This is a genomic window from Clostridium tunisiense TJ (assembly GCF_000300195.1).
Lineage (GTDB): Bacteria > Bacillota > Clostridia > Clostridiales > Clostridiaceae > Clostridium_J > Clostridium_J tunisiense.
This window is the reverse complement of record NZ_AMQH01000004.1, coordinates 1-23,039: the sequence shown is the minus strand read 5'-3', so window position 1 is coordinate 23,039 and position 23,039 is coordinate 1. Positions and strand designations below refer to the sequence as shown.

Here is a 23,039-nt window from a genome sequence, read left to right as displayed (position 1 = left end):
TCCTAAGTTTCACTTAGCCTAATTATACTTCTAGAAATATATGCTTCTTATTTTTATATTAATTTAATATTATCTTAATTAACATTACTATTTCAATGATTTTCTGAAATTAAATATATATATTTAATTTAAATACAGTGATTTATGTTACTGCATTTTATATTTTTATTTAGTATAATAATATACTGCTATTAAACTCCCTTGATTAATCTTAAAACACTCTAATTGCTTTAAAATTAATCAACTATAAAAGAAATAATTTTATAACAACCTATAACCTATGGATGGAGGATAAATTAATGGAAAGATTTAAAACTAATAGAGACTTTTTAAAAACTGACTTTACTCCAATGAAGAACCAGAAAGCTGATAGAGCCCTTGGTGTTCCACAGCCAGCCCTTGTAAAGGAATATGATAATAATTCAATAATTGTAGACTTACCTTTTGTAACTGAAGAAATATTAACTAATGATAATATTTTTCAATGCATAAAAGAAAGAAGAAGTGTAAGATTATACGAAGACGCTCCATTATCTTTAGAGGAGCTTTCCTATTTATTATGGGCTACACAGGGAGTAACTAAGGTTTCTGATAATAATACCTTCACTTTAAGAACAGTACCCTGCAGTGGAGCTACCCATTCCTTTGAAACTTATTTGTTTATTATAAATGTAGAGGGTTTAACCCAAGGTATCTATAGGTACTTACCCTTAGAACATAAACTACTATTTATGTATGAAATAGAAAATATTAAAGATAAAATAAATGATCTAACTCTTGAACAACCTTTTGTTCCAAGATTTGCCTCCAAAGCCTCAGTAGTTTTTGCTTGGAGTACTATTCCTTATAGATCTGAGTGGAAGTTTGATGTAACAGCTCACAAGAAGATCCTTATAGATGTAGGCCATATTTGTCAAAACCTTTACTTAGCTAGCGAATCAATTGATTCTGGCACCTGTGCTATAGGTATTTATGACCAAACTATGGTGGACACTATATTAAAACTAGATGGTGAAAATGAATTCACCCTATATCTAGCTGCTGTAGGTAAAAAAATAAATAAATAATATTAAAGGTAGTTATAAGTAATTATTTATAACTTACAATTTTCTCAAATATTATATGTAAATTTGATTTGCACAAGGAAATATATTTTCATTAATACACTTTAAAGTAAAAAGGATATTTTCAAGTCAATTAGTAAACTTCTTGAAAATATCCTTTATTATTAATTTTCATCTAATGTTAAAGCTCTTTCGTATAACTCTTTTTTTTCTTCTTCTTTTAATATCTTTTCTGTTATTATAGCAATTAGGGCTATTACTGGTATGTTTAATGTAAATCTTAATAGCATAAAGTTTAAACCCATAGAAGATGCTTCAAATAAAAGTAGTGGTATTTTTGTTGTAGACCAAGCCCCAATAAACACTAACACATTAGATAACTTGCTTCCCTTTTTAAGCAGTATACCAGCTACAGGAAAAGCTGCATATAATGGGCCTGCCGCTGCAGATCCTAGTAAGAATCCTAATAGTATACCTTTTATTCCTGATTTAGGTCCCATGTATTTCATCATAGTTTCTTTCTTAACCCAAACATCTAAAAGTCCGAGAAGAACAAATATAGGCGGAATTACTGAAAGCATTTCAATCATATTCTTTCCAGTAATTCTAAAAGCTTCTTTACCTATTGTAGGATATGCGAACAATAGAATTAAATTCACTATAAATAGTATTATAAAAGTTTTATATCTTTTCATAAATTTTATCATGCTAAAACTACCCCCATAACTATTGCTACTACAAATGAAAATATTAAGGCCAAAATATTTCTACTTAGGGTTACTTTTTTTCCAAAGTATTTTATCTCTAATGGTACTGTAGCTATTCCAACCATCATAAGTGTTGAAACAAATACTGCTATCTGTGCAATTCCTGCCCCATTTTCGTATAGTGCAGCAACTAACGGAAATGCAATAAAGGCTGGAATAAGAGTTATAGACCCAATCATTCCTGTGATAATCATACCGAGAACACCTGAATTTTCTCCAATTAGAGCTGATATAGTTTTGGGACTCATAACTGATAACATTATTCCTATAAGTAATACAATTGCTAAAAATTGAGGTAAAATATTTTCAAAAGATTTCCATGACTTTTTTAAAGCCATTTTTGTTTTCTTTTTGTCTTTTATTAATGATAGTATTGTTAATCCTATTGCTAGTATATAGGTAATTGTTGTAAACATAATTTCTCCTTTCAATTGTTAAATCTATTTCTTAAAGTTGTAAACTTCAAATTTAATTAACTTCATAATTTAGGAGCATAATATTATGCTCCTAAATTATAGTTATATTCTTTTAATGTTATTCCAGTTAAAGGCCCTTATTTGAGATTTAATATTAAATCTATTTTTTCTTTATCAAAGCCAATAACTATAGTTCCATTTAAATCTAGTACTGGAACCCCCATTTGACCAGATTTTTTTACCATTTCCATGGCACCAACACGATCTTCAGCTACATTTACTTCCTTAAAGCTAACATCATTTCCCTTTAAGTACTCCTTAACTTTTACACACCATGGGCAAGTATTTGTTGAATAAACTGTAATATTCATATATTTTACCTCCAAATAAATTGATTAATTATTTAACTTTTTAATATACTTGAGTTTGGAAAATTGAATTTCAAACACAACCTACATTTATTATAGCATATGCCAATAACTTGTCAACAACTATTTATCTGTATATTATGTTTTTACGATTAAATCTTTATCTTTTGTTATTCTAATTTAATTTTTTAATTTTAAGATATAAAAAAGCTTTCTATACATCCCACCCTGGGGTATATATAGAAAGCCACTATACAATATATGATATTTGTACTTGTTATATATCTTTAAAACAACTATTTATAGTCCTTTTCGATTTGTTCCCAGTTAACTACATTCCACCAAGCATCAATATAGTCCCCTCTTTTATTTTGATATTTTAAATAATAAGCATGCTCCCAAACATCAATTCCTAGTATTGGAGTTATGCCTTCCATAATTGGACTATCTTGATTAGGTGTACTTATTATTTTCAACTTACCATCCTCGCCTTTAATAAGCCATGCCCATCCACTGCCAAATCTCTTTAAGGCCGCATCTTTAAATTCCTTTTTAAAATTATCAAAAGAGCCAAAAGATTTAACTATATCTTCTTTTAGTTTTCCTTTTGGTTCCCCTCCTTTATCTTTTCCCATGATGGTCCAAAAGAAACTATGATTATAGTGTCCTCCACCATTATTTCTTACGGCTTCTCTAACTTCCTGTGGGACCTGTTCCAAATTCAGTAATAGTTCTTCAAGAGTTTTTCCTTGTAAATCAGGATAACTACTTAAAGCCTTATTTAAGTTATCTACATAAGCTTGATGGTGTTTTTGATGGTGAATTGTCATAGTTTGTGTATCTATATATGGTTCTAGTGCCTCATAGCTGTAGGGTAGTGCGGGTAGCTTAAAAGGATATTTATTTTCATTGTCCCCAGCCTTAACGTAAGTTTCACTAAAAATAAGCATAGTAATCAATGCTATTATACCTGCTAATAACATTACTTTATTTCTTTTGTTTTTCATGTTTTTCTCTCCTTTTCATGTTGCCAACTAATTTAGACCTCCATAGTAAGACCATCCATCACAAATGCCTTTGTTAAGACAAGAAAGGTTTATGTTAACTAAATCTGGATTTTCACTTCATCCACCAAGAGATAAGCTTTACCAGTCTACATGAACATAAATATTTCTCATTTTAAACGTCTAATGGTTACCTGTTCCGTTCATTTTAGTTATTCCATAACAATGAAATATTTATTCTATAAAAAATAAAAGTACTATACTTAAATGAAAGTATAATACTTTTACTTGGAATTTTATATTTCAAATTTTATATTTACTCTTCAATATCTAAACAGTAAAATAGTTTACTGCTCCTATCATCTCTTCTGCTTTTTTACGAAGTTGTTGAGATGAAACTGCAACTTCTTGTGAAGATGAGCTAATCTCTTGTGAAGATGCAAGTATTTCCTCTGTAAATGAAGCTACCTCCTCGGAACCCGTAGCTACAACCTCTACTCCCTTCAATATTTTATCCTTCTCACAATTTAGTGAGCCAATATTTGAATTTGCTTTTACTGTTAACTCAGAAACCTGTCCCATTTTTGATATAATATCTTTAAAGGAAATAATAGTGTCCTGTATTATTTTGCTTTCATCATTTAGTTTATCTTCCATATCACTAGAGGTTTCTACCACTATATGACTATCTAAGGAAACTCTCTCAATTAGTCTGCTAATTCCTTCAGAAGATTCTCTAGATTTTTCTGCAAGCTTTCTTATTTCTTCCGCTACTACAGAAAACCCTCTTCCTGCCTCTCCAGCACGTGCTGCTTCAATTGCAGCATTTAGAGCAAGTAAGTTAGTTTGCTCTGCAATTGAATTTATCAAATCAGTTATTTCACTAACTTGAGATATATTTACATTAAGGTTATTTATATTTTGTCTTACATCATGAAAAGCCGTTGCAATATCTTTTACTGACTTATCAAGGATTAAAATATCCTCATTACTTTTTTGAGCTTCAAGGTTCATTTCCTGCACTGTATTATTTGCAATGTTTATAAAGTCAGCGGACTCATTTAATCCTGTTCCAAATTTAACTAGATTGTTATCCACTTCTGATATTTCTCTAGCCTCTTCTACCGATCTAGTAGTGACTTCTTCTACGGAAGAAGACACCAACTCAGTTGATGCAGCCATTTCTTCCGAAAGAGCTGACAGTGTTTCTGAGTCTTCTAACAAGCTTGCTGAAGTTTGTTTTATAACCCTAAGAGTTTCACTGCATTTATTTGAAAGTTTATTTATTGATTCTCCAATACTTTGAAATTCGTCTTTACTATTTATGTTTAAGTTTGTATTCATTTCACCATTAGCCATTTTCATTAGGGTTTCTTCTATGGTTTTAGCATTATAGGTTATTTTCTTTGAGAATACTGTAGTAGCTATTATAGACAATATCATAATAACAATTGATGATATACCAATGCTTACAAGTATAGTTTTTCTCATATTTATAAAATACTCTACATTCTTATCAACGGCTGCAATGGCAATTACTTTACCCGTTGAATTCTTAATGGGTGCATAAGCAGAAATGAATGTTCCATAGGAATCCTTAACAGGCTTTTTTGTGTATAATATTTCTCCGTTAAATGCCTTTTCTATATCTTTAGTAAAAATATATTCTTCACCTAGCTTACTTACATCTGAAATCTTTCCATCAACTAAAAACTGGGTTTTCTCTCCACTTTTCGTTAAAGTATAAAAAAAACTTAAATCTTTATCACTTTTAAATACTAGCATTTGATTTTGTAATTGCTTATATTCGGTACTATCCATTGATTTATCACTTATGATTTTTTCAATAGTGCTACCATTAATTATTTTAGTCCCCTCAACAATACTCTGCTTCACCTCATTTTGAATGTTTGTAAACAATACCTTAAACAAAACAAAGTTCATTACTAAAATTAGCCCCATTGACACAAAAGAAATTGTACCAATTAGCTTAAGTACCTTACTCCCTAACCCCTTTTTCATCTTCTCGTCACCCGTCCCTTTTTTGTAATGTATATACTAAAGTTTTACTACACATTTTACTATTATAATTGAATTTATTACATTTTTCTACATAACTTTCAAAATTTAAGATTAATTTAAGATTTTACCTCTTCCTATGTAACTATAACCATCTCTCTCTCCAATGAAAATATTTTATAAAAATAAAGGATTTATTTGTTTAATGTTTAACATATTATATGGGGTTTTATCAGGGTTTTCACTACTTTAAAATTTAATGTAATTCTGTGTTAAACTTATAAACATCTACATAAACTGTATTATACATATTTAAGTACAAATTATCTTAATTTTTTAGATTTAGTTATTATAAATTAGATTTAGCAATACTATAAATATTAAAACTAGGGGTGAATGGAGTAAATGGTTAAAAATTATATGGAAATTGTAGTAGATAATATTCTTAAAAAGATTCTTCCAGATTATAGTAATCTGTGCAAATGTGAAAAATGCTGTGATGATATTAAGGCTATAGCCTTAAATAATCTTAAGCCTATATATGTAGTTACAAATGCAGGAAATTTATATGCTAAGGTAAATGAGTTAGAAATACAATTTAGTACAGATATTGTAAAAGAACTAGTTAAAGCCATTGACATAGTGTCTAAAAATCCACATCATAATAGCTAAACTTTATTTAAGGTAGTTATTTTATCAACCTTATAGATTGATTTCCCTGAACTATCATCCTATTTTATTTATTTAATAATTAACTATTTCAAGTGTAATTTCTTAAATATAAAAAGTAGTAAAAACATAAAGTTCTTACTACTTTTTCCTAGTTTTTTTCTTTAAAACCTATCTAGAGAAAGGGGGTCCTAGATAGGTTTTATCTATATATTTTAACTTTTGTAACACAGTAATTAACTTTCCCCTGAGTGAATTAATTAGTCAATCAGTTAAGAGTTACTCTTATGAAGTTAATAATCATTAATCTTCTTACCATATATTTCGTATCCTTTTATTACTAGTTTATATATTTATTAAAAATAATATTATTTTGAGAATCAAATATCTAATCTTGTAGAATTTTGACACATTTAAATTAAACTAGTAAGTTTTAATTCCTAATAGAACACCATAAAAAATTCTGTGGACTCTAAGAAGAATCTACAGAAATATTTTTAAAACTTATCTTTCTAATCCAACTTAATTCCACTATAGTTTCTGCTCATATTATTTTATGTTTATTTCCTCTAATGCCTTAGCTATATACCCCCTATGTTTTTGGAGGAGTTTTTCAGCTTCCTCTATAGGGAGCCCGCTTTTCATAGTTAGTATAGTAACCTTCACATTGTACTTTGTTACTTCTAAGATTCTCTCAATAACTTCATCACTGGCTCCTGTAGCAAGTTTTACTATTCTTTTTGCTCTTATTTTTAATTTTTCATTTGATGGTTGAACATCTATCATTAAATTTCCATATACTTTTCCCATTTTAATCATAGCTCCTGTAGAAAGCATATTAAGCACCATTTTTTGTGCCGTTCCTGACTTCATTCTAGTAGAGCCCATTATGGTCTCAGGACCCACTTCTACAGAAATTGAGACTTCAGCATACCTATTCATCTCACTATTCTTATTCATGTTTAAAGATAAAACTGTTGCACCTATCTCTCTTCCATATCTCATTGCCCCAATAACATATGGAGTTCTCCCTGAGGCGGCTATCCCACAAATAACATCCTTTTCATTTAACTTTATCTTAATTAGGTCTTCCTTACCCAATTCACTATTATCCTCTGCCCCCTCAATTGCTTTAAACATGGCGCTTTTCCCACCAGCTATAATTCCCATAACTAGATTTTCATCTACCCCATAAGTTGGAGGACATTCTGAGGCATCTAATATTCCTAATCTTCCACTAGTGCCTGCTCCTACATAAATTAACCTTCCACCTTCCATAAGCCTTTCTGCTATTATATCTACAGCCTTTGCTATTTCTTCTTTTACTTTTTCAATAGCTAAAGCTACCTTTTTATCCTCTTCATTTATTAAGGTTATCATATTAATAGTTGAAACCCTATCTATGTTTGTTGTATTAATATTTATACTCTCAGTAGTAAGTTTAGCTAAATCTTCTATTATCATAGATAATAACTCCTTTTTAAAGTCATACTTTCTAATAAACTAGCCTTTCCACACACATATAATCTGATTTTATTTACTCCTAAAAAAATTTACTCCAGGAGTTATGTTTCCTAGAACTACCCTTTCTTTTGCTCCCGTAGCACCAATTACATTCCCTTCAATACCATTTAAGGTTTCATTGGCTAAAATTGCAAAGGCTATGGCCTCCTTTGCATCAGAAGAATAACCTAAATCCTCCTGAGTCATAACCTTACACTCTGGCAGTAACTGTCTTATCATGCTAATAAGGGTTTTATTATAACTTCCACCACCACCCACAATTACTTCTTCTATCTTCACCTTTGGAAATATAAACCTTCTATAGTTTTCCACAATAGAGTGAGCTGTAAAAGCAGTTACTGTAGCTATGAAGTCGACTGGCAATATATTTTTGTTCCTACTTAAAATTTTACTTACAAATTCTTTACCAAAAAGTTCTCTACCTGTAGTTTTTGGAGGCTCCATATTAATGTAAGGCATAGCTAATAATTCTTCTAAAAGTCCCTGATGAACAGTTCCCTCTCTTGCAAAGTTTCCATCTCTATCATAAGGTAATCCCTTTAGATTTCTTACTACTTCATCTATAACCATATTCCCTGGTCCTGTATCAAAAGCGTAGACCTCCTGAAGACTGCAGTTAGCAGGGATTACTGTAACATTACCAATTCCTCCAATATTCTGAAGCACCCTATTCTTTTTACACTTATATAAAAGATATTCAGTATAAGGAACTAGTGGAGCCCCCTGTCCACCCGCTGCCATATCCATGGTTCTAAAATTAGATACTACTGTAATTCCGGTTTCATAGGCAATCACCGCTGGCTCTCCAATCTGTAGAGTAGATTTTACTACTTCACCATTACCTCTTGGAATATGGTATATAGTTTGACCATGACAGCCAATAAAGTCTAATTTATCTTGAGGAAAACTTGCACCTTCACAAAGCTTTTTTACCACTTGGCTAAACAAATAGCCTAACTTGAAATTTAGGCTACAGATAAGTTCAACATTAGACTTTTCCTTTAAGCAGCAATTGCTTATTTCTTCCTTAATATTCTCTGGAATTCTCTCATTAATAAAATGAAGAAGCTCTAGTTTCGTGTCTACACCTACTCCTTGTATTTTAACCAAGGCACCATCTATGCCATCTAAAGAAGTACCTGACATTAGTCCTACTGCATACTTTTCCATACTAAAACAAGCCCCTTTATATTGCTATTTTCTTATATATGAGTCTACCTTGATCCCTTAGGCTTTAAGATGACTAATATAAAGTTTCTCTTTAAAAGCCTATAGGGAATATTTTTTCTCTGCTTACACATTGAAGCCTTACCGTATCCTACAGATTTACTAATATTTCAATAATATTTCCTATATCTTCATCTGAAAAAGTAATGTTGACTTTAGCTTCTAATTCCATAACCCCTCGCCTAATAACTTCGAATAGTTCACCATACCTTTTCAATACAGTTTGCAAGTTTTTGCATTTATAGGTTTCTTCTCTTTCTATTAATCGTTGAATTAATGCCCCCCAATGCATTAAAAGACCATTCAATTTTTCACTGTCTAAATGTATATCAAAGGTGTATTTTATTTTTGTAATAAGTTGTATTAGTGTATTCACCATATATTCTGAGTCCTTTAAATTTAAGTAATCTTTATATATGGTTTTCATGTTTTCTAAAAGAGATTCATCACTGATATAATCTTGAAAATCTGCATCCATGAACTCTCTAAAAAATTTATCCATGGGTATATAGGTTATGCCTGGAATGGTTATTTTAAAAGGACTCACTACAGCTTTAATATTAGCTTCTTTTTTTAGCTGTTCTATTGCCTCTTGAAATTTTTCTTCATCCTTAATTCCTAGGTTTATTACTTCATATTTTTCTCCAGTAAAATTTTTGTATATAAACTCCTTTAGTTTTTGAGCTGTTCCTTCCCCTGTAGAGCAAGCAGTTATAATTACAGACTTCTTTACTTCTTCTTTATCTTGACATTCTATTACCTTAGTATTGGGACTTAATTCTTTCACAATGTGTTGTAGTTCTTTATTCATAATTGCCTTTCTAGTGGCTTCAATTACCATAGAAGTAGTCACCATATCTACAGTAATTACTTCTATTCCTGTGTTTTTTCTTATTATTGTATTAAAAAATTTCAAAGACCCCATATCCACCATAAGTAATACTCCCATACCCTCATGGTTTTCCACAATAATTTTTTCAATACTTTGAAGTGCCTCTTCAGGTTTCATTGATAAGGGCATATCAAAGCCAATAACATGATTTGTGTTTAACAATTCATTGACTACCTCTGCCATAGACGTTGCCGTACTATTGCCGTGCATCGCAAGTATTACAGTAACCCTTTTTTGAACTTCCTTTCCATCAGCTGCAAAAAACATAGTAATAAACCCTATTTCTTCTAAAGGGACTACAATGTTAAATTTTTCTTGAAGCTTGTCCGCAAGAATCATTGCTAGCTTAAATTCTTCTGGATATTTCTTTCTCACTTCATCAATTTTAGGATTTTCTATTATACCTTTTACCTTAGCTCTGTTTAAAAAGGCATCAATATGAATTAATAATCCTATAAAGGTATTTTTCCTAATCTTTCTCTTCAATCTATATTCTGCAACATATATAAAATTACTTAGTAAATCATAAATATTATTGTCTATCATAGATTTTATTTCTTTAAACTCATGCTTATCTTTAATGCTTGCCACATACCTATTAATAAAATCCTCTACCTCATCCGATAGCTTTCCTTTTATATCTATTTGCTCTAAGCCATAGGATTTGAGGAATTCGCTTCTACTATCAATGAATTCATAAATATTTTTAGAAAGCTTATACTTCTCTTCCATATCTCCCATTGTTAGTTCCTCGTTGTTTGAAAACTTTAGACTACTATCCATGTTGCTTACTTTTTTTGCTTTTAAAAGTCCAGCTTTTACCTTTTGTGAGAAATCTTCCATATGAACTTTTACGTTTCCATGAGAAAACATACTTCTAAGAAAAGCCTTAGCGCATGCTATTTGAATATCACTTTTTAATTCTCCTATATTATTAAAACAATCATAGTTAATTAATGCGGTTAAAGCATCTCCTTGAACTTCAATTTTTTTCCCAACTCTTTTTGATTCTTCCCCTAAAAAGTTTTGAATTAGTTCTAGTCTCTCCTCCACACTTCTTTCCCTAAGAGGTGGTAGAACTATGGTTACAGGTATCCTTCTAGTAAAGGTTCTAAGTAATGAAGAATTTATATTTTCAGTAGTAGCACATATTATCATTAAATTAATGGCAACTTGCTTTGTACTTCCCAAAGGGGAATAGTATCCTTCATCCATCAAAGTAAATAACATCTCCTGCCCTTCTGGTGGAAGTCTATGAACTTCATCAAGGAACAAAATCCCATCTCTTGCCTTTTCTATGATTCCTTCTCTATCCTCAGTGGCTCCCGTAAAGGCCCCCTTCTTAACTCCAAATATTTGAGAAACTAAAAGTTGGGGAGTATTAGCATAATCTGCACAGTTAAATACGGAAAATCTATTATTATCCTTAATAACTCTGGTTTGCAAAGCATATTTAAACATAGTTTTTGCAAAAAAGGACTTTCCAACCCCAGTCTCTCCTGCAATAAGACAATGGAGCCCCCTTGGTGGATAAATTATTGCTGCTTTAGCAAGAGTTATACAATGCTTTAAACTTAACTCTTTTCCAGTTATGGAATTAAACACTGAGTCTTCTAAAAGCAGAGCTTCATTTATCCTTTCAACTGAAGGTTTATTATAATTTTTTACATAATAAAGTACAGGTCTTCCAGTAGCCTTTTCCATAAGCCCTTCATTTATTAATTTTGCGAACTCCCTCACTACATTTGGTCTTTTCATATTCATTAGCTTTGCAACTTCCTCTGCAGTAAACCCTTTAATCTTTCCACTACCATTTTGATGATTATTGCATAAACTTTGCAGTGCATTATATATCTCTAAATGCTTCATATTACTACCACCTTGTTTTCATCTCTACCACATACTATGCTAAACAAGTTGGTATTTATGATAAATTGCAATGCAAGAATGTTATCCTTAGTTCTTTAACACTTAATCTTTTCAGTGTTTTTCTTTGTTTTTATTATTTTTTACTATATTTTATTACACCCTTATACTTACCTTCTTCAAGAAGACTTCTAGATATTTCAAAAAACATAATACACATCACTGAAAAAATAATAGAAAGTATATTCCAAACTACTGGATGAATTTTATCGAATAGTAAGGATGGAATTATTAAAACAAAAGGTGCTGCACTACCTATAATCCACCTATTGAGCTTAAATTTTTTCATCATAGCTTTAGTAAATTTTACTGAAGCAAGCACTATTACCATCAGTAATGCAATGTACAAAATCTTTGACCACATATACACTTCTCCTTAATTCCATATTCTTATTTATAAAGATTTCATTTTTACTAGGAAATTCTATATTAAACTATAAGTAAACTTTACTTAAATAACTTATAAAGTGTCTGATTAAATCCCCACCTTAAATTTATACAAGATTATTTTTGTGAATAACTTTGTATAACTTTACCATATGCTCAATTAAACTTTTTTCTGATAGGGCAGTCATAAGATGATCTTGAGCATGAACCATGAGTAGTGACATTTGAAGGCTTTCTCCATTTACCTCCATTTGAATAAGCTTTGTTTGTGTCTTATGAGCCAGGCTCAATTCTTCTTCAGCTTTCTCTAGTAACTCTTCTGCTTCTTTTGCTTTTCCCTCTTCAGCTGCCCTCATTGCTTCAAAAGCAAAGGCTCTGGCATTTCCACCATGAGATATTATTTCAAAAATTTCATTCTCCATAAAAGTTCCCCCTTTTTATCAATAGAGCAATTATTCTTATTACTAAATATTTGATTCTACCACTGCTTCTCCATAAATTGCGGTAAGTAATCCTTATTTATTTCCAACAGATCTTTTAAAAGGCTTTTTGCTGTGTCTACTGATGGAATTAACGGATTTGCCACTAAAGCCATTAATCCCTTATTTATATCCCCTTTAACTGCTGCTTCAACTGCTAAAATTTCATAACTTTTAACCTGTTGAATTAGCCCACTTATTTCTACTGGAAGTCTTTCTTTATAACTTAAGGGTGTGGCTCCTCTTGAGTCAATTAAGCAATTTACTTCAATTACACTATCCTCAGGAACCTGATCAATTGCTCCATTATTTCTTGTATTCACTACATGAACTTCTCTCTTATTATTATAGATAGCACTTATTAAAGATACAGCCGCCTCTGAATAATAAGCCCCTCCCCTTTTCTCTAATTCCTTAGGTTTTACATCTAGACTTGGATCACTATATTTCTTAAAGAGAACCCTTTCTACTTCTTGCACCTGCTCTGCTCTGGTGCCTTTCCCACTGTCTACTAAAAGTATTTCTTCTTTAACAAGAGTATCGGTCATATAATAATATCTATGATAGGGACAGGGAATCATGTTAAGTGCTCTTAAAAACTCTCCATCCCACTTTAAATCTACAATATTTTTCATTGTTAAACTTTTATCATCTAAAAATCCTTCAATTATTTTGGATGTGACATCTTGTTCTTTATACCAAACCTTTTTACCCCATAAGAGATGATTTAGTCCCACAAAATCAATAAATATATCCTTAGGCTCTACTTCAAGAATTTTAGCTATATTCATGGTCATGTGTATTGGAACATTACATAACCCTATACACTTTGTCTTAGTATGCTTTAGCACTGTTTCTGTGATAATCCCCGAAGGATTAGTAAAATTTATTAGCCAAGCCTCTGGACAAAGTTCTTCTATATCCTTACATATTTCAAGAATTACTGGTATAGTTCTTAGGGCCTTTGCAAAGCCTCCCGGACCTGTAGTTTCCTGTCCTAACACCCCATATTTTAATGGAAATCTTTCATCCATGGCTCTAGCCTGTAGCCCTCCAACCCTAAACTGTGTAACTACAAAGTCTGCATCCTTTAATGCTGTTTTTCTATCAAAGGTAAGTACTATTTTTATGCTTGCCCCTGCTTTATCAATCATTCTCCTAGCCAGGTTTCCAACTATATTAAGTTTGTTTTCTCCACTTTCGATATCTACTAAATGTATTTCCTCCACTGGAAGTTCTTCGCTTCTTTTAATAAATCCCTCAATTATTTCAGGAGTATAGCTACTTCCTCCACCAATTATTGCTATCTTTAAACCCTTCATTTAGCTCCTCCTCTCTTAATATGTAAATAAAATTTTAAATATATATAAGGAAATAAAGAGGCTACATCGTCAATAAACCTACTTTTGCCTTCTCTTTCATACAAGTTTCTTTTATTTTATTGAGTAATGCAAAAATACTGTTACAACTTATATATAAATAAAACTATTCCTATTTAAAATTAAGTAGCCTAGCCAGTTTAATATTATTCTCTTTATACTTATAAAGGGGTATTTTATATTTATAATTTCAATACTTTATGGCTAAGCTACTTAAATTTTTATGCTTCTAAATTAGAGCTTTCTTGTTCTTCTTTAATCATTTTCTTTTCATACACTTTAAAGAAAGGATAATAAATCAATGTAGTTATACATATATTTACCAAAACTAATATTACTGCTGGTAAATTACCATTGGTTGCAAAATATGCTCCTATAGGTGCTGGTAATGTCCATGGTGCATTAATAGCAAACTTACCAACTATACCCATTGAAACTGCAACATAGGAAATTATTCCTGTTACCAAAGGTCCTAGAATAAATGGTATTGCTAGCAATGGATTCATGACCATTGGAGCTCCAAAGATAATAGGCTCATTTATATTAAATATTCCTGGAATAATGGAGAACCTACCTACCCTCTTGAGATACTCAGACTTAGAGAATACCATTAATATACAAAGGCCTAAGGTTGCACCAGATCCTCCTATCCAAATAAACCATTGGAAAAATTGTTCTGGTAAAATATTAACCATTGGCTGACCTGCCGCTAATAAGGATGCATTCTCTTCAAGAAGTACTAACCATACAGGTCTTAAAATACTTCCTACAATGGAAACTCCATGGATACCCGCTGCCCAAAGAAGACAAATAAAGAATACTGGTACTATAACTCCCCAAATACTGTTTCCTGCAACGCCTTTTATTGGTGAGAACACTTTGATAAGGAAGCTTTGAATATCGAAGTTTAACCATACTCTTACAAACCAAACCACAATGATAATAACTGCTGCTGGAATCAATGCTTCAAAGGATCTAGCTACTGATTCTGGCACTTGTTCTGGCATTTTAATTGTTATATTGTATTTCTTTAAAAGCCTCAGTATCTCAACTGCAAAAATCATGGCAAGTATTGCTGCAAACATACCTGCTCCTCCCAGGTTACCCATAGGAAGGATCCAACCTACAGTATTAGCTCCTTGCACTCCAGCTTTTGCAGCTTCCTTTAACACTGCATCCATATTTAAAGGAATAGTCATTAATAAGAAGGCTGCTAAGGATAGAACTCCACCAGAAATTCCATCTAACTTATAGGATTTAGCTAAACTATATCCCATACCATAAGCTGCATAAAGAGACATTAGTCCCATTGTCATTCTAAAAGGTATAAGGATTTTACCTGCATAAGGTGCTACTGCTTTTGCCCAAGACTCTACTGGTGGTGATGCTATAATTAAAAAGAAACTACCTACAATAATTAAGGATAAAGTTGATATAATACCGTCTCTGATTGCTCTAAGATGTCTCTGCTCAGCTAGCTTTGCCATTGGAGGCATGAATTTTTCTTCAACCCATTTTAGAAATCTTTCCATAAATACTAATCCCCCTTACTTCATATATTTTTTAATTTGCAGTAGTACCTTTGGTGCACCTATTGGTGTATATCCCATTGGAACAATAAGTTCTATTGGTACATTAGCACTTGCTGCTTGCTCTTTAAACACATTGAATCTATGTTTAACCTGTGGAGCAACTATTGCAAGGTCATATGTTCCTGTCTTAAGTTCTTCTTCAAACTCTTGTGTACCCACAGCTTTAATCTCTAATTGAAAGCCTTGCTTATCTGCTTCCTTTTTTATAGCCTTAACTACAATAGCGCTAGACATCCCCCCTGAACACACCATAAGAACCTTCATATGATACCTCCTTTAAATATGTTTACACTAATATAAGAGCAAAAACCGTGCCAACTTTTCACACTCTTATATCTAAAGGTTTACATGACTGTGTATCAATTATTTCACTGACTGATACACTAAACCCTTTTTGATACAGTGTTTCTTTGTTTGTAGCCTACTACTAGAAGTTAAATTATTTCAGTAAAGCTATAAAAAACCCCTTTAGGTATACAAGGGCGAAAACATTGACATATTTTATGTTATTGCTTATAATCACATTAGATAGTTTACTTTAAATAAAATAGAATATTTCGTACATTGAGTTTTTCCATAAAAAGTATGGAGAATTAAAAGGGAATGGAGTGAAAGTCTCCAACGGTCCGGCCACTGTAACTAGGGAGCTTACCTAAATAAACCATTGAAAGAAATTTTGAGAAGGATTAGGATAAGTTATGATCTATAAGTCAGGAGACCTGCTTAATGTTTGGTATACACTTCCATGGAAAGTTTATATGCCTAATATGCTTAAATAGTACTTTCTCTTTGTGAACTTAGCTTACAAAGTAGATTAAATAAACCCACTGTTTATAATTATGTTAATATGGCAACCTAACTTTTCTAAAGTTAGGTTTTTTTATTTGCAATAAGCAATAATTAAGGCTTTCCTTTAAATAATAAATAAATTCATTTTGTTAGTGTATTCTATTTTTCTTAAAGCAGTAACTATGAAAATTAAATTTAGGCATCTTCAAAAAATAAATAAGTCAGTATGCTTGTCTATTTTGAGCTATACTTCGTCAACAGAACCCTTAGATAGCTCTACTATCTGCGGAACCTGTTTCCTTGTCTAACTCCAAATATCCTTCTCATCTTTGACTTATTATTTATTTTCACATGCCTTAGAAGGGAGCATTAATTATGCTAAAAAAACGTGAAATTTTTCTAATGTCACTACTTTTTTCTCTCACACTTTCTAAAACTGTGTTTGCCATGCACATAATGGAAGGTTTTCTTTCTCCACTTTGGAGCCTATCTTGGGGAGTAATAACTTTACCCTTTATTGTGGTTGGTTTAAGATCTATTAACAGTAAGCTTAAAGAAAATCCAAAACTCAAATTTATATTAGCAGTGGCAGCAGCCTTTACCTTTGTACTTTCTGCTTTAAAACTACCTTCCTTAACTGGTAGCTGTTCTCACCCAACGGGGATAGGCCTAGGTGCAATTCTCTTTGGACCAACTGCTATGAGTGTTGTTGGGTTAATTGTTTTAATCTTTCAAGCCCTGCTACTGGCGCATGGCGGAATTACCACACTAGGTGCTAACACCTTTTCTATGGCAGTAGTCGGTTCTTTAGTTGCTTATTATACTTACAAGTTAATTATAAAATCAAAGGGCTCTCAAGGACTTGCAGTGTTTTTAGCCGCAACTCTTGGTGACCTTGCAACCTATGTAGTAACTTCTATTCAGTTAGCTGCTGCATACCCAAGTGCCACAGGTGGTTTTTATGCTTCATTAATTAAATTTTTAGGAGTGTTTGCATTAACTCAAATTCCCCTTGCAATTAGTGAAGGTCTACTAACTGTATTAATCTTTAAAGCATTAAAAGCTTACAACTACTCTGAATTACAAGAGCTAAAGGTTATAAGTGAGGAGGTTTAAAATGTCAACTATGATTAAAGAAAAAAAACATAAAAGTTTTCCTAACAATTTAATTATAATTGCACTAGTTATTTTTCTTGCAGTATTACCTCTCTTCCTTAACAAAGGAGCTGAATTTGGTGGTGCTGACGGACAAGCAGAGGAGCTAATTACAGAAATTAACCCAGAATATACTCCTTGGTTTTCATCAATCTGGGAGCCACCAAGTGGTGAAATTGAAAGTTTATTGTTTGCTCTTCAGGCTGCAATAGGTGCAGGATTAATCGGATATTACTTAGGCTACGGAAAGGGTAAACATTCTGTGGAACATAGGGGGGAAAATGATTAGTATAGATAACTATGCTTATAATTCAAAACTTAGTAATAGCAATCCCATTGAAAAACTTTTATTTTCATTGCTAACTATGTTTATTTGCATATATAGCAATTCTGTATTTATTTCTATGGGAGTAATATTATTTATGTCCTATGTTTCAATTGTAAAAGGGGGAGTTCCACTCTCCCTTTACCTAAAACTTCTTCTAATTCCAACTGTATTTTTAATTACTGGAGTTTTAACTATAGCTATTAACAAATTAGATTCAAGTGTTGGTGCTCTATTCTACATAAAAATTTATAATACTTATATTGGTTGTACTTCTGAAAGCCTATGGACTTCTTTGAGAACCTTTTGTAAATCCTTAGGCTCTGTTAGTTGTCTATACTTTCTAACAGTTACCACTCCTATGACAAATATTTTACTTGCACTAAAAAAGCTAAAGGTCCCAGTATTATTTATAGAACTTATGTCTTTAGTCTATTATTTTATATTTATTTTATTAAATACTTCAGCCAATATTATTATCTCTCAAAATTCTAGGCTTGGTTATTTAAACTTGAAAAGTTCTATAAAGTCCATTGCTCTTCTATGCTCAAACCTTTTTATCAAATCTTATAAGCGCTCCTTTGATACCTTTACAGCTCTTGAGTCCAGAGGGTACAACGGATACCTAAATGTTATTGAATTGGAAGATTTTCAAGAATTTTTATCCCTACCAAAAATAATTACAATAGAATTATTGCTTTTAATTTTAGCAATTTTCCTGTAACAAATGAGGTGTATTGTGAAGGATTACATAATTGAACTAAATAATTTAACCTTTAAATATAGTGATGGTACTAAAGCTATAAATAATTTAAATCTAAAAATTGAAAGAGGAAAAAAGATTTCTTTTCTTGGAATAAATGGTGCAGGGAAATCCACTTTATTTTTACACCTTAATGGCATCCTAAAACCCACAAAGGGTGAAATAATTTTCAATAAGGTTCCTCTAAAATATTCTCATAAAGAATTGAAAAAAATTAGACAAAAGGTCGGAATTGTATTCCAAGACCCTGATACTCAGCTTTTTTCTGCTAATGTCTATCAAGAAGTTTCCTTTGGTGCTATGAATTTAAATTTAGAAAAGGCTGAAGTAAAGCGTAGAGTTGATAAGGCTCTTGAAGATACTAATGTTTTTGATTTTAAGGATAAGCCTACTCATTTTTTAAGTTATGGTCAGAAAAAAAGAGTTTCCATTGCTGATATCTTAGTTATGGAGCCAGAGGTAGTTATCTTAGATGAACCAACTTCTTCTTTAGACCCTAAGCATAGTGCAATGATTGAGGAGTTACTAAATGATATCAACAAAACTGGCACTACCTTACTTTTATCAACTCATGATATTGATTTTGCTTACTCTTGGTCAGATTACATATTTATTCTTAAAAATGGTGAATTAGTAGGTGAAGGCACCCCAGAAGAAGTTTTTGAAAATGATCATTGGATAGAAGCAGGAGCTATAGAAAAGCCCTTAGTCTTTGAAGTTTATAAAGCTTTGAAAGCTAAAGAATTAATCAATGATGATATTATTCCACGTAACAAGAAACAACTGTTAAAATTAATTGGTACATAAATAACCCTAGGGATAATGTTTCCCTAGGGTTATTATTTTTCTTATATGAGAGTTTTTAAAATGTCCTGCTTATAAATGCTTGTTTATTTATGATTTTTAAATGCTTTTAATATATAAGCTTCCAAGGTGAACATTTATTTTAGTGATCTTCAAAAGGCCTTAAGAAAACCAAAGTTAATTCTTAACTTTGGTTCCCTATATAGCTTATAGCCTTTACAACTCAAATTTTTTAATTGCTTTCAGTTCTAAAGTCTTCTTCACATCAATAATTCTTTGATTTGAGGATCCTCTGTATTTTAAATCCAAAGACTTTAAATCTGGCATAAATCTTCCATCAACTAATACATCAATTTCCTTTAAAAAGCTCTTATGAACCTCATAATTTCTCATGAGCTCTTCCCAGGTAAAGCCTGTATACACCATCACATTTAAACCAAGTCTCTTTATCTCTTTAGCTAGACTAGAAAGTTCCTTGCTTTGCAGAAATGGTTCTCCTCCAGTAATAGTTACTCCATCTAGCAATGGATTCTTATTAACCATTTCAATTATGTCTTTCATCTCCATAGGGTGTCCACCATTTATATCATGGGTCTGAGGATTATGGCATCCTATGCAATTATGGGTACAGCCTTGGGTAAAAACTGCAAGTCTTATTCCTGGTCCATCTACAATTGAATCATTGATTATATTAGATACTTTTATCTTCATAAAACTCATCCTTTTAATTGTATTTTACTCTCTTTAGCTCTATAGTGTTATAAAATCAAAAACAATGAGTATCTCATTCCTTTAATTATGTTTTACTCTATCTCTTACCTCTGATAACTTGGCATTATTAAATCTATCAAGAGTGCCTACTAAGTAGCCTGTAATACGTCTAATTCTCTCAAATGGCATATCCTTATCCGTTCTACCACACTTAGGACATGTATCGTTAATTATTCCGCTAAAGCCACATACAGGGTCTCTGTCCACAGGGTGGTTAATTGAACCATAGCCTATACCAGATTTATGCATAGTTTTGATGATTTTTTCAAAAGCTTCTACATTTTTTGAAGCATCTCCATCTAGTTCTACATAGGTAATATGTCCACCATTAGTTAATTCATGATAAGGTGCTTCAATTGTAATCTTATCGTAGGCATTTATCTTATAATATACTGGAATATGGAAACTGTTAGTATAGTATTCCCTGTCAGTAACCCCTTTAATTTCCCCAAAGATTTCCTTATCCATTTTTATAAATCTTCCTGATAGCCCCTCTGCTGGAGTTGCTATTAAGGAGAAGTTTAACTTAGTCTTTTCAGCTTCTTCATCCATTCTATTTCTCATGTGGCTTACTATTTCAAATCCAAGCTTTCTAGCCTCTTCATCTTCACCATGATGTTTTCCAACTAAAGCAACTAAACATTCTGCAAGTCCTATGAAACCTATAGTTAAGGTACCATGTTTTAATACCTCACCAACTTCATCCTCAAAGTCTAACTTATCACTATCTCTCCAGATGCCCTGACCCATTAAGAAAGGATAATTCTTAACTTTTTTACTGCATTGAATTTTAAATCTTTCAAGAAGTTGTTGGGTGCAAAGATCTATTAACTCATCTAGCTTTTTAAAGAAAACCTCTTTATCTCCCTTTGAGTTAAGTGCAATCCTTGGTAAGTTAATTGACGTAAAGCTTAAGTTACCTCTTCCATAAGTAATTTCACTTTCTGGATCATAAGCATTAGCTATAACTCTGGTTCTGCAGCCCATATAAGCTATCTCGGTTTCAGGTTTTCCTGGTTTATAGTACTTTGCATTAAAAGGTGCATCTTGGAAAGCAAAGTTAGGGAATAATCTTTTAGAACTTACTCTACAAGCCAATTTAAATAAATCATAGTTAGGTTCATTTGGGTTTACATTTATTCCTTCCTTCACTTTAAAGATATGAATAGGGAAAATTGGAGTTTCACCATTTCCTAAACCTCGTTCTAAGGATAATAATAAATTCCTTACCACCATTCTTCCTTCCTCTGAAGTATCCATTCCATAATTTATAGATGAAAATGGTGTTTGTGCACCTGCTCTCGAGTTCATAGTATTAAGGTTATGTATTAAAGCTTCCATTGCTTGATATGTTGTCTTATCTGTTTCATTCCAAGCTTCCTTTAATGAGAAACTTTGCGCCTTTTCAATTAGTGTGTCATTGTATCCTTTTAAGACTAATACGTCTCTTTCTCTTTTACAATATTCTTCATGATACCCAATTCTAAGGTCAGTTCCTTCATTTAAAAGCTTTGTATTAATTTCAGTTACTATCTCTTTTGCATTATCTACATCTAACATGATTTCTAGTGCCTTACACATATTCTTAATATAATTTTTTATGTAAGTTTTTTTCACACCTAAGGCAAGGGCATAATCAAAGTTAGGTATACTTTGTCCACCATGCTGATCATTTTGATTAGATTGAATTGCTATACATGCAAGAGCTGAATAGCTTGCAATATCATTTGGTTCCCTTAAGGTTCCATGTCCTGTACTAAAGCCGTCCTTGAACAATTTTATTAAATCTATTTGACAACAAGTAGTGGTTAAAGTTAAAAAATCTAAATCATGGATATGAATATCTCCATTTTTATGTGCCTTAGAATGTTCTGGTCTTAATATAAACATTTCCGAAAAATGCTTTGATCCTTCTGAACCATACTTAAGCATAGAGCCCATTGCAGTATCTCCATTGACATTTGCATTCTCTCTCTTTAAATCACTATCCTTAGATGCTTTAAAGGTTATATCCTCATAGGCTTTCATCAAATTTGAATTCATTTCACGAACTTTGCTTCGCTCAGCTCTATATAAAATATAAGCCTTTGCTGTTTTAGAGTATCCCTTTTTTATAAGCAAGTTTTCTACTTCATCTTGAATTTCTTCCACTGTTGGAGCACTTTCCTTATTCAAAATAAGTGCTTCAAAAACTTCTTCTGCCATTTGTAAGCAGTACTCATAGGTATACTCTTCTTCTGATGCTGCAAAAGATCTCTCTACTGCTCTAGCAATCTTCTCAATTTGAAAATCTACAATACGTCCATCCCTTTTTATTATTCTATAATCTTTCTGGATTTCAACATTTTTATCTTTCATGCTTTTTTCTCCCTTGTTAAATATCATAAAAAATCTCCACACTTAGATGCAGAGATACTTACTACCCTATCTATGTATTAATATAAAACAACTACTATATGTAGTATAACTTCTAAATAAGTATACTTTATATAGTAGCGGTTGTAAAACTCATCACATTCCAAATATAGCTATAAAGTCTATATCTTATTATTTTCTTTTGAATTTCTCTTAATATCTTATTTAAATAATAGTAAACTTACTGCCATAACTACTATATAGGGAACCAGAGTTAAAACTTAACTTATACATTAGTCCTACCCTGGTTCCCTTAAGGGTTTATGAAGATGAATAAGTTAAAATTCTATCATGGAACCCTATA

The 23,039-nt window shown here is 31.7% G+C and carries 21 protein-coding genes and 1 riboswitch; of the genes, 6 read left to right on the top strand and 15 right to left on the bottom strand.

The window, feature by feature from the left end:
• Nucleotides 1-299 precede the first annotated feature (299 nt).
• Entirely contained in the window at nucleotides 300-1,067 is a 768-nt protein-coding gene (locus C661_RS0102745; protein WP_017413766.1) for a SagB/ThcOx family dehydrogenase, read from the top strand.
• Nucleotides 1,068-1,228: 161 nt separating this feature from the next.
• Here C661_RS0102745 and C661_RS0102740 read toward each other — a convergent pair whose 3' ends face one another.
• The 5 genes from C661_RS0102740 to C661_RS0102720 all read right to left on the bottom strand — a co-directional run bounded on the left by C661_RS0102740 (nucleotide 1,229) and on the right by C661_RS0102720 (nucleotide 5,641).
• Nucleotides 1,229-1,771 carry a permease gene (locus C661_RS0102740; protein ID WP_017413765.1) on the bottom strand — a complete coding sequence of 181 codons (543 nt, stop codon included), beginning with the start codon at nucleotides 1,769-1,771 and terminating at the stop codon, nucleotides 1,229-1,231.
• Nucleotides 1,768-2,247, bottom strand: a complete 480-nt coding sequence (locus tag C661_RS0102735) for a hypothetical protein (RefSeq protein WP_017413764.1) — start codon at nucleotides 2,245-2,247, stop codon at nucleotides 1,768-1,770. Before C661_RS0102735 ends, C661_RS0102740 begins: the two co-directional genes overlap by 4 nt.
• A gap of 137 nt (nucleotides 2,248-2,384) precedes the next feature.
• On the bottom strand, nucleotides 2,385-2,618 hold the full coding sequence (locus C661_RS0102730) for a glutaredoxin domain-containing protein (protein WP_017413763.1): 234 nt from the start codon (nucleotides 2,616-2,618) through the stop codon (nucleotides 2,385-2,387).
• A 293-nt stretch (nucleotides 2,619-2,911) separates the two neighbouring features.
• Nucleotides 2,912-3,622, bottom strand: a complete 711-nt coding sequence (locus tag C661_RS0102725) for a superoxide dismutase (RefSeq protein ID WP_017413762.1) — start codon at nucleotides 3,620-3,622, stop codon at nucleotides 2,912-2,914.
• A 327-nt stretch (nucleotides 3,623-3,949) separates the two neighbouring features.
• Nucleotides 3,950-5,641, bottom strand: coding sequence for a methyl-accepting chemotaxis protein (locus C661_RS0102720; RefSeq protein WP_017413761.1), 1,692 nt, complete (start codon nucleotides 5,639-5,641; stop codon nucleotides 3,950-3,952).
• A gap of 402 nt (nucleotides 5,642-6,043) precedes the next feature.
• Here C661_RS0102720 and C661_RS0102715 point away from each other — a divergent pair, with 402 nt between their 5' ends.
• On the top strand, nucleotides 6,044-6,310 hold the full coding sequence (locus C661_RS0102715; RefSeq protein ID WP_017413760.1) for a late competence development ComFB family protein: 267 nt from the start codon (nucleotides 6,044-6,046) through the stop codon (nucleotides 6,308-6,310).
• 546 nt (nucleotides 6,311-6,856) lie between these two features.
• On the opposite strand, the gene murQ is transcribed toward C661_RS0102715, so the two are convergent.
• The 8 genes from murQ to C661_RS0102675 all read right to left on the bottom strand — a co-directional run bounded on the left by murQ (nucleotide 6,857) and on the right by C661_RS0102675 (nucleotide 15,977).
• Nucleotides 6,857-7,771: an N-acetylmuramic acid 6-phosphate etherase gene (gene murQ / locus C661_RS0102710; RefSeq protein ID WP_017413759.1), complete on the bottom strand. Its 915-nt coding sequence runs from the start codon at nucleotides 7,769-7,771 to the stop codon at nucleotides 6,857-6,859.
• A gap of 69 nt (nucleotides 7,772-7,840) precedes the next feature.
• Entirely contained in the window at nucleotides 7,841-9,001 is a 1,161-nt protein-coding gene (gene anmK / locus C661_RS0102705) for an anhydro-N-acetylmuramic acid kinase AnmK (protein WP_017413758.1), read from the bottom strand.
• Nucleotides 9,002-9,149: 148 nt separating this feature from the next.
• Nucleotides 9,150-11,819 (bottom strand): sigma-54-dependent transcriptional regulator, encoded by a 2,670-nt coding sequence (locus C661_RS0102700; RefSeq protein ID WP_017413757.1) that lies wholly within the window; start codon nucleotides 11,817-11,819, stop codon nucleotides 9,150-9,152.
• A gap of 133 nt (nucleotides 11,820-11,952) precedes the next feature.
• On the bottom strand, nucleotides 11,953-12,240 hold the full coding sequence (locus tag C661_RS21145; protein ID WP_017413756.1) for a hypothetical protein: 288 nt from the start codon (nucleotides 12,238-12,240) through the stop codon (nucleotides 11,953-11,955).
• Between the two features lie 130 nt (nucleotides 12,241-12,370).
• Nucleotides 12,371-12,685: a PTS lactose/cellobiose transporter subunit IIA gene (locus C661_RS0102690; protein ID WP_017413755.1), complete on the bottom strand. Its 315-nt coding sequence runs from the start codon at nucleotides 12,683-12,685 to the stop codon at nucleotides 12,371-12,373.
• A gap of 56 nt (nucleotides 12,686-12,741) precedes the next feature.
• On the bottom strand, nucleotides 12,742-14,064 hold the full coding sequence (locus C661_RS0102685) for a 6-phospho-beta-glucosidase (protein ID WP_017413754.1): 1,323 nt from the start codon (nucleotides 14,062-14,064) through the stop codon (nucleotides 12,742-12,744).
• Nucleotides 14,065-14,342: 278 nt separating this feature from the next.
• The gene (locus C661_RS0102680) at nucleotides 14,343-15,653 is read right to left on the bottom strand and encodes a PTS sugar transporter subunit IIC (RefSeq protein WP_017413753.1); all 1,311 of its coding nucleotides are present in this window, start codon (nucleotides 15,651-15,653) and stop codon (nucleotides 14,343-14,345) included.
• 15 nt (nucleotides 15,654-15,668) lie between these two features.
• Nucleotides 15,669-15,977, bottom strand: a complete 309-nt coding sequence (locus tag C661_RS0102675) for a PTS sugar transporter subunit IIB (RefSeq protein WP_017413752.1) — start codon at nucleotides 15,975-15,977, stop codon at nucleotides 15,669-15,671.
• Nucleotides 15,978-16,262: 285 nt separating this feature from the next.
• Nucleotides 16,263-16,454: riboswitch (cobalamin riboswitch) on the top strand.
• A gap of 423 nt (nucleotides 16,455-16,877) precedes the next feature.
• Between C661_RS0102675 and C661_RS0102670 the strand changes: the two genes are divergently transcribed.
• From C661_RS0102670 to C661_RS0102655, 4 genes are read left to right on the top strand one after another with little or no spacing between them, the layout of a single operon-like run.
• Nucleotides 16,878-17,618 (top strand): energy-coupling factor ABC transporter permease, encoded by a 741-nt coding sequence (locus tag C661_RS0102670; RefSeq protein WP_017413751.1) that lies wholly within the window; start codon nucleotides 16,878-16,880, stop codon nucleotides 17,616-17,618.
• A gap of 1 nt (nucleotide 17,619) precedes the next feature.
• A complete protein-coding gene (locus tag C661_RS0102665) occupies nucleotides 17,620-17,946 on the top strand; it encodes an energy-coupling factor ABC transporter substrate-binding protein (protein WP_017413750.1) in 327 nt (108 codons plus the stop codon).
• On the top strand, nucleotides 17,939-18,706 hold the full coding sequence (gene cbiQ, locus C661_RS0102660; protein ID WP_017413749.1) for a cobalt ECF transporter T component CbiQ: 768 nt from the start codon (nucleotides 17,939-17,941) through the stop codon (nucleotides 18,704-18,706). Before C661_RS0102665 ends, cbiQ begins: the two co-directional genes overlap by 8 nt.
• A 15-nt stretch (nucleotides 18,707-18,721) precedes the next feature.
• The gene (locus C661_RS0102655) at nucleotides 18,722-19,552 is read left to right on the top strand and encodes an energy-coupling factor ABC transporter ATP-binding protein (RefSeq protein WP_017413748.1); all 831 of its coding nucleotides are present in this window, start codon (nucleotides 18,722-18,724) and stop codon (nucleotides 19,550-19,552) included.
• Nucleotides 19,553-19,765: 213 nt separating this feature from the next.
• Here the strand turns inward: C661_RS0102655 and nrdG are convergent, their stop codons facing one another.
• Nucleotides 19,766-20,260, bottom strand: a complete 495-nt coding sequence (gene nrdG, locus C661_RS0102650; RefSeq protein ID WP_017413747.1) for an anaerobic ribonucleoside-triphosphate reductase activating protein — start codon at nucleotides 20,258-20,260, stop codon at nucleotides 19,766-19,768.
• An 81-nt stretch (nucleotides 20,261-20,341) separates the two neighbouring features.
• On the bottom strand, nucleotides 20,342-22,678 hold the full coding sequence (locus C661_RS0102645; protein ID WP_050551812.1) for an anaerobic ribonucleoside triphosphate reductase: 2,337 nt from the start codon (nucleotides 22,676-22,678) through the stop codon (nucleotides 20,342-20,344).
• Nucleotides 22,679-23,039: the final 361 nt, after the last annotated feature.

Excerpts from the sequence above, each read along its gene's own strand:
- C661_RS0102745 (WP_017413766.1), top strand. The coding sequence starts at position 300 with ATGGAAAGATTTAAAACTAATAGAGACTTTTTAAAAACTGACTTTACT.
- C661_RS0102740 (WP_017413765.1), bottom strand. The coding sequence starts at position 1,771 with ATGATAAAATTTATGAAAAGATATAAAACTTTTATAATACTATTTATA.
- C661_RS0102735 (WP_017413764.1), bottom strand. The coding sequence starts at position 2,247 with ATGTTTACAACAATTACCTATATACTAGCAATAGGATTAACAATACTA.
- C661_RS0102730 (WP_017413763.1), bottom strand. The coding sequence starts at position 2,618 with ATGAATATTACAGTTTATTCAACAAATACTTGCCCATGGTGTGTAAAA.
- C661_RS0102725 (WP_017413762.1), bottom strand. The coding sequence starts at position 3,622 with ATGAAAAACAAAAGAAATAAAGTAATGTTATTAGCAGGTATAATAGCA.
- C661_RS0102720 (WP_017413761.1), bottom strand. The coding sequence starts at position 5,641 with ATGAAAAAGGGGTTAGGGAGTAAGGTACTTAAGCTAATTGGTACAATT.
- C661_RS0102715 (WP_017413760.1), top strand. The coding sequence starts at position 6,044 with ATGGTTAAAAATTATATGGAAATTGTAGTAGATAATATTCTTAAAAAG.
- murQ (WP_017413759.1), bottom strand. The coding sequence starts at position 7,771 with ATGATAATAGAAGATTTAGCTAAACTTACTACTGAGAGTATAAATATT.
- anmK (WP_017413758.1), bottom strand. The coding sequence starts at position 9,001 with ATGGAAAAGTATGCAGTAGGACTAATGTCAGGTACTTCTTTAGATGGC.
- C661_RS0102700 (WP_017413757.1), bottom strand. The coding sequence starts at position 11,819 with ATGAAGCATTTAGAGATATATAATGCACTGCAAAGTTTATGCAATAAT.
- C661_RS21145 (WP_017413756.1), bottom strand. The coding sequence starts at position 12,240 with ATGTGGTCAAAGATTTTGTACATTGCATTACTGATGGTAATAGTGCTT.
- C661_RS0102690 (WP_017413755.1), bottom strand. The coding sequence starts at position 12,685 with ATGGAGAATGAAATTTTTGAAATAATATCTCATGGTGGAAATGCCAGA.
- C661_RS0102685 (WP_017413754.1), bottom strand. The coding sequence starts at position 14,064 with ATGAAGGGTTTAAAGATAGCAATAATTGGTGGAGGAAGTAGCTATACT.
- C661_RS0102680 (WP_017413753.1), bottom strand. The coding sequence starts at position 15,653 with ATGGAAAGATTTCTAAAATGGGTTGAAGAAAAATTCATGCCTCCAATG.
- C661_RS0102675 (WP_017413752.1), bottom strand. The coding sequence starts at position 15,977 with ATGAAGGTTCTTATGGTGTGTTCAGGGGGGATGTCTAGCGCTATTGTA.
- C661_RS0102670 (WP_017413751.1), top strand. The coding sequence starts at position 16,878 with ATGCTAAAAAAACGTGAAATTTTTCTAATGTCACTACTTTTTTCTCTC.
- C661_RS0102665 (WP_017413750.1), top strand. The coding sequence starts at position 17,620 with ATGTCAACTATGATTAAAGAAAAAAAACATAAAAGTTTTCCTAACAAT.
- cbiQ (WP_017413749.1), top strand. The coding sequence starts at position 17,939 with ATGATTAGTATAGATAACTATGCTTATAATTCAAAACTTAGTAATAGC.
- nrdG (WP_017413747.1), bottom strand. The coding sequence starts at position 20,260 with ATGAAGATAAAAGTATCTAATATAATCAATGATTCAATTGTAGATGGA.
- C661_RS0102645 (WP_050551812.1), bottom strand. The coding sequence starts at position 22,678 with ATGAAAGATAAAAATGTTGAAATCCAGAAAGATTATAGAATAATAAAA.